General features: G+C 35.1%; 10 protein-coding genes. All 10 read right to left on the minus strand.

Annotated features, from left to right (window positions below):
* Positions 1 to 1,020, minus strand: coding sequence for a type IX secretion system protein PorQ (gene porQ / locus IEV57_RS15940; protein WP_188444043.1), 1,020 nt, complete (start codon positions 1,018 to 1,020; stop codon positions 1 to 3).
* Positions 1,017 to 3,494, minus strand: coding sequence for an endopeptidase La (lon, locus tag IEV57_RS15945; RefSeq protein WP_188444044.1), 2,478 nt, complete (start codon positions 3,492 to 3,494; stop codon positions 1,017 to 1,019). The genes porQ and lon overlap by 4 nt, the downstream gene beginning before the upstream one ends.
* A 129-nt stretch (positions 3,495 to 3,623) precedes the next feature.
* Complete coding sequence (locus tag IEV57_RS15950; protein ID WP_188444045.1) at positions 3,624 to 5,708, minus strand: Kelch repeat-containing protein; 2,085 nt, start codon at positions 5,706 to 5,708, stop codon at positions 3,624 to 3,626.
* Between the two features lie 8 nt (positions 5,709 to 5,716).
* On the minus strand, positions 5,717 to 6,892 hold the full coding sequence (locus tag IEV57_RS15955) for a hypothetical protein (RefSeq protein ID WP_188444046.1): 1,176 nt from the start codon (positions 6,890 to 6,892) through the stop codon (positions 5,717 to 5,719).
* A gap of 111 nt (positions 6,893 to 7,003) precedes the next feature.
* A complete protein-coding gene (locus IEV57_RS15960) occupies positions 7,004 to 7,936 on the minus strand; it encodes a hypothetical protein (protein ID WP_188444047.1) in 933 nt (310 codons plus the stop codon).
* A gap of 10 nt (positions 7,937 to 7,946) precedes the next feature.
* Positions 7,947 to 9,158, minus strand: a complete 1,212-nt coding sequence (locus tag IEV57_RS15965; protein WP_188444048.1) for a hypothetical protein — start codon at positions 9,156 to 9,158, stop codon at positions 7,947 to 7,949.
* 20 nt (positions 9,159 to 9,178) lie between these two features.
* Positions 9,179 to 11,125: a Kelch repeat-containing protein gene (locus IEV57_RS15970; protein WP_188444049.1), complete on the minus strand. Its 1,947-nt coding sequence runs from the start codon at positions 11,123 to 11,125 to the stop codon at positions 9,179 to 9,181.
* 68 nt (positions 11,126 to 11,193) lie between these two features.
* Positions 11,194 to 12,435 carry a hypothetical protein gene (locus IEV57_RS15975; protein WP_188444050.1) on the minus strand — a complete coding sequence of 414 codons (1,242 nt, stop codon included), beginning with the start codon at positions 12,433 to 12,435 and terminating at the stop codon, positions 11,194 to 11,196.
* 101 nt (positions 12,436 to 12,536) lie between these two features.
* On the minus strand, positions 12,537 to 13,856 hold the full coding sequence (gene rseP, locus IEV57_RS15980; protein WP_188444051.1) for an RIP metalloprotease RseP: 1,320 nt from the start codon (positions 13,854 to 13,856) through the stop codon (positions 12,537 to 12,539).
* A 3-nt stretch (positions 13,857 to 13,859) separates the two neighbouring features.
* Positions 13,860 to 15,026 (minus strand): 1-deoxy-D-xylulose-5-phosphate reductoisomerase, encoded by a 1,167-nt coding sequence (locus tag IEV57_RS15985; protein ID WP_188444052.1) that lies wholly within the window; start codon positions 15,024 to 15,026, stop codon positions 13,860 to 13,862.
* Positions 15,027 to 15,032 lie beyond the last annotated feature (6 nt).

Here is a 15,032-nt window from a genome sequence, read left to right on the forward strand (position 1 = left end):
TTAAAACGTTCTTTTGTCATTGATTGCGGTGGAAATCCCAAAAATATTGGATCCACCAGGGATATTGTAAAACATTCTGGAATAGGAAAGCTCAAATTGCTTTACTCTAAAAGCAAATCCTCCCGAGAAACCGCCTGCTCCCGCACCGTTTGCAGTTTCAAATTCTTTTCGAATTAAATGGTTGTAGCCTAATCGCAAATGAAATTGATCGGATGGTAAGATCTCGACTCCAACAACTGCTCTTCGAAACAACCTATCAACTCCTTCTATTTCATCATTGTTTCTGAATGGGTCGGGAATAAAGAAATCTTGTTCTCTTCCTTGGAGATTTCTCAGTGCAATGTGAAATCTGAAAGGCGCATATTCTGGCTTATAGCTTGCTCCGATACGTAGATCCGACGGGATTCGGAGATTTTGTCCTTCTATGTAGTTGCTGATATTGAAGCCAATGTTTCTTGCATTGATGGCCAAAACCAAGTCTTTCTCTGGATGGTAATAATTGACTCCAAAGTCAAATGCAAATGCATATGCTTGATATCCTTCTAAAACCGACCCCAAGAGTTTGAGATTTGTACCATATTGAAATACGCCTTGTCGTTTGGAATAACCTGCTGATAATGCAAATTCATTGGCCGAGAAACTTCCTGTTCCCATTCCGATTTGATCAAAACCTTCAAATTCACCATAATTGAAATACTGAAGTCCAATCCCAATTATTCCATTGCTAAATCCCTCGAAACTGTAGCCTAACGTAGCGACATTGATTCCTCCGGGGAAGTTGAGGTAGTGAAAGGCTGGGGTATGAATTCTGCTGCTATCCAATAAAGCAGGATTTGATAAAAACATCAGCGGGTCATTGCCTGCTGTTAGATTTACGCCTCCAAGAGCAGCAAGTTTGGCATGTGAAGGATTGTCAATAAAGTTAAAAGCAGCATTAGAAGTTTGTCCCAAAGTGACTTGCTGGGATATCAAAAGACAGCCCAGCAAGATCAATTGGGTATATACAAACTTTATTTTCAATTGGAATTTGTTTCACTTGAGAAAGTGAATTTCATCGGATCATCCACTTTGGTCTTCATCAAAGCGATTTCTAAGACATCTTCAACTTTATCTACAAAATGGAATGTAATTCCTTTGATGTATTGCTCGTCAATCTCTTCGATGTCTCTTTTATTTTTCTGACAAAGAATGATCTCTTTCAAGCCGGCTCTTCGGGCAGCAAGGATTTTTTCCTTGATGCCTCCCACAGGCATGACCTTACCTCTCAATGTGATTTCACCAGTCATGGCGATCTTATTTTTCACCTTTCTTTGAGTGAAAAGCGAAGCCATCGCTGTCAACATGGTGATTCCAGCAGATGGTCCATCTTTTGGAACTGCACCAGCGGGAACGTGGACATGTAGATCATATTGATCAAAAACACGGTAGTCGATCCCTAATTTTTCAGCTTTGGACTTCAAGTAGGAGAGGGCCGTCATGGCTGACTCTTTCATGACATCACCAAGTTGACCGGAGAGCGTGAGTTTTCCTTTTCCTCTGCTCAAAGCAGTTTCGATAAACAAGATTTCACCCCCAACAGAAGTCCATGCTAAACCAGTCACTACTCCTGCTACACTGTTGTCTTGGTACGATTCCTTGTCAAAAATTTCACCACCTAAAATTCTCCTTACGGCATCAGTGGTTACTTTTTTCTGGTACTCTTCCTCCATAGCGATAGATTTAGTGATGTTTCTCACCACTTTACCGATCGCTCTTTCTAGACTTCTTACTCCCGACTCACGTGTATAATCTTCGATGATTTTTACAATCGCATTTCTATCGAAACTGATATCTGTCGCTTTCAGTCCATGTTCTTTTCTTTGTTTTGGGATCAAGTGCTTTTTGGCGATCTCAAGCTTTTCTTCCATGGTATAACCCGTCACCTCGATAATCTCCATTCTGTCTCTCAAAGCAGGTTGAATAGAATCTAAGGAGTTGGCTGTTGCAATAAATAAAACCTTAGAAAGGTCATATTCTACTTCCAGATAGTTATCTGTGAAAGTACTATTTTGCTCTGGATCTAAAACCTCCAAGAATGCCGAAGAAGGATCACCTCTAAAGTCTGAGCTTAATTTATCTATTTCATCCAAGACATAGACAGGATTGCTCGTCTTGACTTTTTTCATGTTTTGAATAATCTTACCTGGCATCGCTCCGACATAGGTTTTTCTATGCCCGCGAATTTCAGCTTCATCATGAACTCCACCTAAGGACATTCTGATATATTTCCTTCCCAATGCTTTTGCAATAGATTTCCCTAAAGAAGTTTTACCAACTCCTGGAGGGCCATAAAGGCAAAGGATTGGACCTTTGAGGTCATTTTTAAGCTTTAACACAGCGAGGTATTCGATCACTCTTTCTTTGACTTTCTCTAACCCATGATGGTCTTTGTCCAAGATGGATTTGGCTCTCTTCAAGTCAAAATTATCCTCTGTAAATTCATTCCAAGGTAATTCAACTAGCGTTTCGGCATAATTTAATGCGATGGGATATTCAGCTGCAGATGGATTGATCCTGAGAATTTTGTCAAGCTCTTTTTCAAAATGCTGCCCAACAGTTTTCGGCCATTTTTTCAATGCTCCTTTGAGTCTCAATTCTTCGACTTCTTTTTCAGGACCTTCCTCACCAAGTTCGGTCTGAAGAACCTTCATCTGCTGTCTAAGGAAATAGTCCCGCTGCTGTTGATCTATATCGGTATGTACTTTCTTTTGGATTTCACTTTTTAACTCAAGCATCTGAATATCCTTCATCATGAATTCCAAAAGCAAAGTTGCCCTTTCTACTCCATCATTGATTTCCAAAAGCTTTTGCTTAGCTTCCACAGGTGCATTGATGTTGGAAGAAAGGAAATGCGTTAAAAATGGTGTATTGTCAATATTATCCAGGGCTACCTGAGCTTCGCGTGGGATTTCAGGGTTGAGGTGGAGGATTTTGGCTGCCGCATCCTTCAAAGATTCCTCAAGCGCTTCGATCTTTTTGTTATTTTTTGGGAAAGTCTCTTCCAAATACTTCACTTTTGCCGTGAAGTAAGGATCTTCCGTAAGCGTCTCGGTGATTTTAAAACGTTTTTTGCCTTGGATAATGATTGTGGTATTCCCATCAGGAAGCACAATCATTTTAATGATCTTAGCTAAAGTACCGACGTGATAAATATCATCCCAAGACGGATCATCATTGTTAGGATTGACCTGCGCACATACACCAATCAATTTGTCGCCACGTTGTGCTTTTTTGACTAGTTTGATGGAACGCTGTCTTCCAACAGTGATTGGAATGACTACTCCAGGAAATAGAACAGTATTTCTAACTGAAAGAATTGGGATTTCTGATGAGTAGTTATCTTGTGTGTTGATATCATCATCTTCATCGTCTGTTATCAATTGGATGAGGTCACCCTCACCAGCATAATCTCCTACCATTAATGATTGATATAATTGATTTTCAAAATTGTTCATATAGACAATATGACAGTCAAAGTGTCATGTTATTTTTAAAATAAGAAAGAACCCTCAATTTAAGAAGGTTCTTCCAATTAATTCAAGCCTTATGCCAAGGATATTTTATCGGCAATTTGTCAGGGGTGATTACATAAGATCCAAGTCAAATTCTAAGAACATGTTATTATTTTTCATAAAAAATATTTTATTACCTACGTTATATACTGTTTGAAAGGTAAAGGAGTGGTTAAACATGAGGTAATTCTGGATATTAATTATATTAGTTGCTTTGTTAGTCATATCTAATTCAATCATATAATTGAATCTAGTAAGGAAATAGGCTTTATTTTGAATCAAAATGACTTTTGAACCATAGGGGAAGCCTAAGTTCCCAAGATTTTCTGTGATTGGTTCCCAATTTCGAGTATTTGGATTAAGTCTATTGAGCGCTATTCCAGAACCATTTTGATCATCGAAGGAATAGATTTCCTTGTTGTATTTGAAGCTAATGTAGCCATTTTTGAATTCAGTAGGGCCTTCAAATGACCAAGTGTTTTGATTAAGATTAAGTTTCCATTTTTCATTGATGACTTGGCCATCTTTGTTTTTCCCAATTTCAAGCATGATACTACCATTCTCATAAAAGCTTCCTTTGACAAAATCGGATCTTGAAAAGTCTGGTATGTCGGTAAGTCTTTGAACATTATTTGTTTGAGGGTCAAAAAGGTGAATGAAATGACTATTACTTGTGTTTTCCTTATTTTGAGATCCAATTATTATTTTTCCATCATCTGTATTCAGGTAAAACAACCCCCCCAAGATATTTTGAGAACCAATAGGTACACTACCCACGAATGAAAAACTTTTTTCAAAATGATTAATTTTTATGATTTCATTTTTTAAGAATAGATAAATTTGATTTTCTACATTAGCAGTAAAGCTTTGTTCAAAATATTCAAAACTATATCTATCTAAAAGACTTTTAGGTAAATTTTGATAGGGGAAGAAAGGATCTATAACTTCTATTTTTACTTTGTTTTTAGAAAAGTCGCCTAAGCTTTTGATCGATATCTCAAAATTCCGATCAAGTATTTCTCCGTCTTCCAAAAAGATGTCTTGAAAACTAAAACTCGTTAGGTCAAATCGATTTTCTGTCGCATAGTTTAAATAGAAATGACTTGAAATGGGGTGTTTTTCGTCGATATATAGGTAGTTATCGTGTATCGCGTTGAAGTTTTGACCTGTTATAGAAAGCGTTGAGTTACTGTTTATTCTGTAGACTTGATTTGGGTCGAATTCAGATGGATTCAAAGTAAATATATTTTCTATAAGATATTCCTCTTCTCTAATTTTGACTAAAAGAGTAGGGTTTGGCGAAGGGATATTAGAAACTGCTTGGAATACAATCGTACTATCATTTAGTATTACAGACGGATTGTATAACTCTGGAGCTTCGGTAAATCGAATACTAGTAATTAGGCTTGTAAAGTATTTCCCTTTAATGGTGATTTCATCATTGAAGTTATATATTTCTTTTTGGTCAACTTTAAATTCTGGTTTCCGGAACATATAAGGAATATCGAGCTGGGTATTTTTTCCATATACGCCAATGTCAAGCTTGAATGTAGGGGATAGGAACGAATCATAGAACAATGAAAATTCTTCAGGCAAAATAAACTTAAAGCCTTTTTCAGTTGGGGATATAACATCTACTTCAAGAATTTGATTTATCTTTAATTTATAGTTTTCCTTAATCCGACTAAAACCTGAACCTATAATTTCAATAGTATCGCCAAAATAAAGTGGATTTGGTAATTCTACTTTTTCGTGAAAAAATCCCGAACTGCCTTGACTCGTAAATGATACTTGTGGGGAAAACACATAGCCTTCTGAAGTCTTAAAATACGCTACCACATAGTAAGTTTTTTGAGGTTGTAGCGTATGAGTAGCCTTGAGAATGATTTTTTTATTTGGCCTACCTTCTAATTTGATGATTTCAGCATTTTCAGGCCTTGGATCAGTAGTGCTTCCATACATAAACCCATGCTCCTCTATGGGTAAGGTTCCAAAACTATTGACTTCACAGATAAACTCTACACCTATTGGATTTATCGATCCAATTATAGGGGCATTGAAGTCAGGACTGGTAAAGACCAGATCCATTTCTTTTTGACACCCAAAATTTAAAATGGAATATATGCTGAATAGCACTATTTTAAGAGTATTTCTCATGTTTTTTGCTAAAATTTACACCCGAGTGATAGGCTGAAGAATCGTTCTGTCAATGACCCATTGACACCATTGAAGTAGACATTTTGAGCATTTAGCTGTTGGCCTAATATGCTTTCTAAATACAAATTTCCCTTCCATTTTATGCCAAATTTTAGAATTGGTGATAGATTGAAACGAGGTGTTTCCATGAATTCGGCAGGTTTGATTATTGCGTATTGACTATCTTTTTCTAAATCATTAATCAATCCTGATTTGATTTTACCAAACTTTAAAGATGACATAAGCCCCATGCCTAAATATGGGGAAATGTTAATTTTGGATGGGATTTCATAAACGAATATTACGGGTACGTGAATAGCAGTGACATTTGTAACCTGTCTACCACTAATAGCCTTAATTGAATTTTCTTCAAAAATGATCGTAGTTATAGTGCTTTGGCTTAATCCTAATCCAAGGTCTAATCTAGTTTTTTTTAATTTTGGTTCGGGACTTTTTATTTGTATTCCTGCTAAAAAGAAAGGACTAAAACCATTTGGACTTTCTGCTTCCCATGAAGGACTTGACAAGGGGTATGATTGAAATAAAAACCCTAAACTTAAATTATATGCAAGTATCAAAGGTTGTTTATAATAAATTTTATAAGCTTCACTTTCACAATAATGAAACTCTCGTAAAATCGCGATTATTGATCCGATATCATTCTTGAAAGCTTTGTATGGATTACTCTTCTCTATATAGCAAAGCCCTGAAGTTAGGGAAAGTAAAATATTGTAATTTTCTAACCTTGATTTCTCATTATCTTCTGTATTTAAGAATACAAGGTCATCGTTATAATCAGTTAATATGAGTTGATTTTTGTGAATAAATAGAGATATTTTCCCTTTGAAAACTTGCTCTATGAATTCGTCTCCTTTTATTTTATTATTTTCAGTGAAGAAATTCCCTCCTTTAATCTTAAACCCACGAATTTGGTTTGGAGAAAAAATGGTTTGATTTCCATCATTATTAATGAACAAAACAGTAGTTGGGTTTAGCTCCTTATCATAATGAATTTTTCCTTTGATTTTATTACCATCGTTTGTAAGGATATATCCACTTTTAAAAGATAATTCTTGAGCTAATGAAGCTTCCAAACCTAAATAGGTGAACATTAAAAACAGTAAGAAAATTTTTTTACTTTTCATTTAGGTTTTGTTTATCCCTCTTTGAAATGTGATCCCAAAGAGGGGGTTTAGGCTGACTTAACGAAGATTTCATATACTCAATTGAGATGAGAATAAAGGTTTAATTAATTTTTAGTCCTTGCTTAAGGTGAATAAATCATCTCTATTGTAGTCTTTATCTCTAATTCTTATTCTCACGACCGGATTGTCGGTGGTGATATTAAAATCTCTTAAAAACTTAATGCTAGTTTGATTTGCAGAAGTGGGGGTTACAATGATCTCCCTATCATGGCCATCAAGAATTGTAATGCTAATACTTTTACTGAGCAAATAATCACCTTTTATTTCGACAATGTCTCCTATATTGTATACGATTTGAGGGTTAGAAATGAACACAGGTTCTCTAAAGCTGATGGGTTCACTAAAATTTTCAACTTTATCTAGAATTTTAATTTGAAAGTTTGCAATATCATTTGGAGATGGTAAAGTGTAAGAAAATTGGCTAGGGAAGAGGAATTTGAAATATGAGTTATTCGCTTCTACTACTGTCCCGATAGCTCCTCCTACTTTAACTTCGTAGTTTCTCAACAGCCTGCTGAAATTACTTCCTCTGACAGTGATGGTATCAATAAAATACAGTGGGTTAGGGATCTCTTTGCTTTCTATAGAAAATCCTTTACTTCCTTTGCTATTGAATCTTACTACTTCTGAGAAAACATATCCTTTGCTTGTTTTTATATATGCATTCACGTAATACAGCGTGTTTTGAGCCATTGAATGTTCGGCTATAGCACTAAAAGAACTACTAGGGTTTCCAGTGAAAGATAATTTCTCGGAATTATTCTCTCTAGGCTGTTCAAAGGAAGAATAAAAAAAGCCATATTCTTCAATCGGAATAGAGCCAAGATCAAATACATCTGCTGTAAACACAACCCCATTATTGTCAATTGATTTGATCAAAGCAGGACTGAACTGAGGGTTGTCAAATATGATTTCTGAATCAGTGTCACATGATCCTAGTAATATTACCAGGGTTAGACTAAATATAATCTTGAATTTTTCCATGTTTTTAAAATTAAAAGGTGACACCTAACGTGAGATTCCCTATAAACTTACTCTGTTTACTTTGATGACTTGAGATAAAAATCGATTGCGTGTTGGCATTGTTTGTGGCAGAAGTCTCCAGCCAAAGTCGTGATTTACCTGCTATTTTTATCATTGCTCCAATTTTGGCAGTAGCAGATAGGTTTCCACTTGAAATCGAACTAATCTCCAGATTTTCTAAAAAAGAATATCCTGTTGATTTTTCAAAATTATCGATAACGGCAAGGTTGGTGGACATATTGTTTAAGCGATAATTTCCTCCAATCCCGACAAATACAGCAGAATTTCTCCTATGAAAAATATTATAATTGACTGATATTGGAATGTTAATAGATCTAATATTGTATTCTTGCATAGCGGTAAATGATCTTATGTTGTTTTCAAAAAAGACCATTAATTTTTGTTCACTATCAGAAAAACCAACTTGTATATCAAGCGATAATCTTTCGGAAAGCTTACGGATTTCACTGAACCTTACACCAATCAAAAAGATAGGGTTATTTGGCATCGTGTAGTTGATTCCAATTGCTGCGTCATATCCATAATTGCTCTGGAAACTGACTCCAGCTCCAATCATTGGACTTATTTTCATTATTGGAGTGGTGTAATAGTGAGTCTGTGAAGCTAAACCCAAGCATTGATGATACTCTTCAAACAAAGCCACTAAAAACTCGTCGTTTAAATTGAACTTCTTTTGAAGGTATTCTTCAGTCTTATTACAATTCCCCTCCATCAATTTGCTAATAACCCCCAAGCTCCTAACAGAAAGATTTAAATTCCTTTGTTCAATAGCTGAAGGTTCCTGTAGTTTAAGAATCTCGCCTTTTTGATTTTTAATAAAGTAATTATTATCGAGTTTATAGACAGATAATACTCCATTAAATAATACTTGAACCAATGATTTTTCTGAAATTTCAATAATTTTCTCAAAGTACAATCCGTTGAACAGCTCTACAGAATTAATTTCAGTGAACTCGTAATTAGCCTTCTTTTTGTCGATGCCAATTAGCGTGATGCTTGTATTGAAGTTTTTTCTAGATCCAACAATTTCTCCTTGGACAACATCTCCATTTTGAAGGGTGATTTTGTCAAAAGAAGTGTTGAGCGCAAAGCCCTCCTTTTGGAATACAATCAATGAAAGGATGATTGTCAAAAAGACAAATTTAAGTAGATGTTTTTTCATAGATTTATTTTTAAAATACATTACAAACTAGGGTTGAATTGAATCAAATTTACAATCCCATTAATTTCCATTGGATAATAGTAATGTTCGCCTAAAGAAGTGCCTAAATGAAAGGTGGATTGGTAATCATAGCCTTGAATAATGTAAATGTCAATCAGCAAATTTCCCATATCTAAATAGTATAGGCTCTGATTTGTGCCAAAAAAAACGAAATCTCCAATAGATGTGCTTTGAGATTTTTGAGAAATAGGTGGCAAAGCATCAAATTTTTTAATTTCTATCCACTGATTTGAATTGGGATTGAATTTGAATAGCGTGGTGTAATTTGAGTCGTTGTAGTTGCCGCTTAAACCATAAATTTCTCCACTATAAATAAAAGAAAATAATGATGTGCTATTAAGAATTGTACTCGGTGGTAGTTTTTCCCAAATCCTAGATTTCACATGAAATCGATATAGATGTTCATCTATAGTATAGTTATCAGACCCTTGAATATACTCCCCTCCACCTATGTAAATATAATCTCCCAATGCAAATGACCATTTTTGCAGTAAGGCTTCCGAGGGAATCAAAGGCAATGAATTCACTTCATTATTTAATGGATTGTATTCGAAAAAGTAATTAAAATTTCCATTATCAGTCATTATACTTTCTGAGAAATAGAGTTTTCCATTACTCTCAACGAAAATTTCGGCGAGACCCAATGGGAAATCTTTATAAGGTATGGATGCTTTCGTAGTTTTAATTTTTGAAAATATGTCTATTTCATGTACTTGACTATTTGAAATAAAATATAAATTATTTCCTATAGATTGAAACTTTCGAGCTGGAGAAGATCCAAGATCCATAATTGGAGATCTTGGATCTCTCATATTAATCTTAACTTTTGTTTCAGAAACTTCACCATGGGAAAGAATAGATAGATCAAATGATGTATTTGTTAAAGGTTTTTCAGTTAAAAATATAACTTCAATCTCATCTTCTTTTACGCTATAGATATTTGTAATTATGTTGTCATTATCAACTTGAATAACATTTAAACCTATATTGTAGGGATTGAAATTTTCACCTTTAATTTTTACTTTATTGGCAAAGGAAGAGTTGATGACTTGATTTTCTTCAAAAAGTTTAGGAAGTAATTTGAAATTATTTTCAACCACGTATTCTTTACCCCTAATTTGAACAATTATTGATGGTTTGTTTGTAGGGAATACTGCAAATGGTTCAAAAACTATTGTAGAATCTGTATAAGTGCCAGAAATGTTAAAAGAGGAGCTTAGATTATTTGCTATTTTTATTTCAGAAGGATTAGATCTAAGGTATTTTCCTCTTATAACTATTGGTTCAGATAAATTAATTAGTCTTTCAGAATTAATTTCAAATTCTGGCTCTCGGAGTTTAAATGGGAGTTCTAATGATAAGTTTTTCCCTGCAATCTCAAAATCAAATACAGAGGTATTATCTAATTGAGGATTTAAATTATCAGGAATAATAATTTCAAAATATTCTTTTTCTACTGCTGAAACTATAGACTCAGTACCATTTATTTTTGCTTTATAAGACTCTATTTTTGGGCTAAGATTTTCACCATAAACTCGAATTGTATCGTTAAAATATATCTTATCTGAAAAGTCTAGCCTTTCAAAAATAAACCCCGTAGATCCTTGACTTATGAATGATTGGGGCTGAGTAACTACCATACTTTCTGCCGTTTTAATGAAAGCGATCACATGATATTCTCTTCCTTTAGTCAGTGCGTATGTTGCAGTTAACTCAAAAAATGTGTCTGGCTGACCTGTTGTACTGATTTTTTCTCCAATATCTACCAAATCACTTGATTGTTGACCATAGAAAAATCCATATTCAAGGATTTCCTTTTTTCCAAAGTCAAAAATATTAGCTCCAAAAGTCACTCCTTCTTCATTAATCTCCTGAATAAAAGCAACACTAAACCTTGGGTTGATCACCTCAGGAAGTTTCTCTTCAACACAGGAAAACAAAAGTATTGAGATCAATAATGTGCAGAAAATATTTTTCATTTTTTTAAATGTCTAAATGAATAGCCAATCATAATGGCAGTGTTGATTTGGTCAAAATAGGCTAATCTCATTAAATTGACATTTGCTCCTCTAGGTGTGTAATCCATGATTAATTCTGCGGTGATTCGACTTCGATTATTTTTCTTTAATACTGAACCAAGCTTAAACCCTAAGCCCAAAGTGCTAGATGCAATATCGAATACCTGACCCTCAAAGAGATTAGCAAATCCACTGGTAGTTCGGATTTGCTCAGTCATTCCGTATTTACTTGTATAGAAATTTACTCGATTCATTGGGCCTAAACCTGCATACAAATCAAAATTTTTCGTCTTAAGAAAACTGTAATTTACAAACCAATTAGCTGAAATAGTCTGCAAAGTATAATCAGTAGATACATTATACCTATACACATTGTCTTCATAGAAAAAGTCAATAGTATTTTGTTGAGAGCTTATTCCTATTAGAAAGTCCATAGAGACTCTAGGCATTCCTCTGAGTTCATCTAGTCTCAAGCCAGCTTGTAATGTTGGGATGGTTGTTTTACTGATTTTTCGCATCACGGGAAGAGATTCACGTGAGTTATTCAATCTAGTATGATTTACCCCCACCAATGCATAATAGTTGATTTGTAATCTTGGTCGTGTATCCACATATTTTGAGTAGGCGATTCCTTGACATTCATGAAAAGTGGATAGATAGTTACTTAAACTTTCATCATTTAATTGTATTTTCTCCAATGTAAGCTCACCAGCAGATTTGCAAGCCCCTTGGATCAAGTAACTCAAGATAGACAGATGATATTTACTGCTTTTCTCTTTTTTGGTGAAATTTCCTATTTCAGATTTTTGTAAAGGGATGATTCTGTTATTTTTATCCTCAATGTAGAATCTTCCTAACAATTGATAAAGATTAAACTCTCCTTCAAAAATCAATCTTGTAAAATAGTTTTTAGAATCTATTTCCTTTGTCTGTAAATCTTTTACTATGTATTTTTCTTGATGTTCCAGTAGAAATCCTTCAGCCTCATTTACAGTGAATTTTCTTATTTCACCGTTAACGTCCAAAGTAACCTCATCTGGAGATTTTTTCGCATTGTATGTGATTTGACCTTGAATTATTGATCCATCTTTCAAATAAAGTATGTCTTTGGATGGAATCTCTTTTTGTCCCTGTGCTACATTTGAAATGAGTAAACCTAGTAAAAAGAATAAGCTAAAAAGCGTGTAGTTTTTTATCATAAATCGGAAATAAATTCACCAATTCTAACTAAAAAATAATTAAAAAAAAATAGGTCAAAGAAAATTTTCTTTGACCTACCAATATTTACTTAAAATTTTATTTAACCACCTGTAAATAATTTCAAAATATCATTTCCTATCGCAAATACCATCAATGCCAAAAGCATCACCATGCCGACTTTTTGAGCATTTTCTAGGAATTTGTCTGATGGAGTTTTACCTGAGATCATTTCATAAAGTAAGAATACCACGTGTCCACCATCTAATGCTGGAATTGGTAATAAATTCATGAATGCTAAAATCATAGAGATCAACCCTGTGATGCTCCAGAATTTTGTCCAGTCCCATTTGTTGCCATAAATCTTCGCCATCCCAATTGGTCCGGATACATTTTTTGCAGAAACTTCTCCTGTAAACATTCTTCCCAATGCCTTAGCGTTGATGATCACTACGCCAAAAGCTCTTTCTGTTCCTTTTGTTACAGATTCAGCAAAACCAAATTTCTTCGATACAGGCTCTAACAATGGATTGATTTGGATTCCTATTGTACCTTCTTCTGAAACATTTGCAGTTTTTTGGATTTCTTGTCCGTTCCTTTCTATTAAAAGCGTTGCAGAAGAATTTGCTAATTCTGCCAGGGCTAATTGAAGTTCATTAAAATACTTCACTGGCTTATCATTTACTGTAATAATCTTATCTCCTTTTTGTAGTCCAATTCGCTCTGCTTCACCATCTTTTGCAATCTCAAGGATTTCAAATGGCATCCTAATGTTGATGAAGTTAGACATGCTTTCTTCATTGGAAAAGGAATTGATAAATCCTCTTGGGATTTCTATTTTTAAAATCTCCCCATTTCGCTCTACTGTGTAATAACCATCGGTACTTAATAGAGCTTCGCCTCCGCTAAGTTCTGACAAGCTTTTGTAGGGCTCCCCATTGATGTCAAGAATCTTATCTCCATCCTGAAAACCTATTTGCTTTCCAATGTCATAGGCTACGATTCCGTGTTCTACAACTTGCTCTTGAGAGTAATAGGTTTCACCTTTTTGATATACCAAAACCACGAAAATCAACACCCCAGTGATGACATTGACAATGATACCACCAAGCATTACAATCAACCTCTGCCAAGCTGGCTTGGATCTGAATTCCCAAGGCTGTGGTTCAGCACTCATTTGTTCTGAATCCATAGATTCGTCTACCATTCCAGAGATTTTCACAAAGCCTCCTAATGGGATAGCACCTATAGAATATTCAGTTTCTCCCCACTGGAATCCTATGATTTTTGGAGGAAATCCGATTGAAAATTTTTCTACCCGCATGCCAAACATCTTGGCAGTAAGTAGGTGACCTAATTCGTGAAGGCCAACCAAAATTGATAAACCCAGCAATAGCTGAGCTACCATGATTAATGTATCCATTATTTAATTTTTACTCTTGATAAATTCTTTTGAAATAATTCTTGTCAATTTGTCTGTTTCGACGAAATCCTCTAAACTCGGATTTTTGATGTAATCTACTTTTGCCAAAGAAGATGCAATAAGGTCCGACATTTCGAGAAAACCAATTTCTTCTCTCAAAAATGCAGCCACGGCAATTTCATTGGCGGCATTTAATATACAAGGGGCATTCCCACCTCTTGCCAAGGAGTCAAAAGCCAATTGGAGATTTTGGAAGGTCTCCATATCTGGTTGTTCGAAGGTCAAACTTGGATACTGTGCGAAATTGAATCTTGGGAAATCTGATTTTAATCTTTCTGGGAAACTTAATGCAAATTGAATAGGAATACGCATATCAGGAAGCCCGAGTTGTGCTTTGATCGATCCATCTTCAAATTGTACCAAACTATGTACGATTGATTGTGGATGAACGATCACATCAATTTGATCTGTTTTGATCCCAAATAACCACTTTGCCTCGATCACCTCGAGACCTTTGTTCATCAATGAGGCTGAATCAATGGTGATTTTCGCTCCCATATCCCAATTGGGATGCTTTAGTGCTTGAGCTTTTGTGACAGTTTCTAAAAATCTCTTGTCCTTTCCTCTAAAAGGTCCGCCTGAAGCTGTTAGGATAATTTTTTCAATTGGATTGTGAAATTCACCTACTAGACATTGGAAAATCGCGGAGTGCTCTGAATCTACAGGATAGATGTTGACACCTTTTTGGCGAGCTAGCTTTGTGACCAATTCACCTGCAACCACCAAAGTCTCTTTGTTGGCTAAGGCAATGTGCTTACCACTTTCTATAGCTTTGATAGTCGGGATCAAACCTGAATAACCTACCAAGGCGGTCAAAACCACATCGATGGTGTCCATTTCCACAACTTGTGCCAAGGCTTTTTCACCAGCATAAACTTTAATATCCAAAGGAACCAACACTTCTCTGACTTTATCGTAGAGTGTTTCGTTGGCAATGACTACACAGTTTGGCTTGAATTCTATCGCTTGCTGAATCAACAAGTCTGCATTATTTTGGGCGGTTAGTACTTCTACCTCAAACTTGTCCAAATGTGACTTGATCACATCCAAGGTTTGAGTTCCAATACTTCCTGTCGAGCCTAAGATGGCAACTCGTTTTTTATCTGACATGAAATG

Origin of the sequence: Belliella aquatica (assembly GCF_014637795.1) — a bacterium.
GTDB lineage: Bacteria > Bacteroidota > Bacteroidia > Cytophagales > Cyclobacteriaceae > Belliella > Belliella aquatica.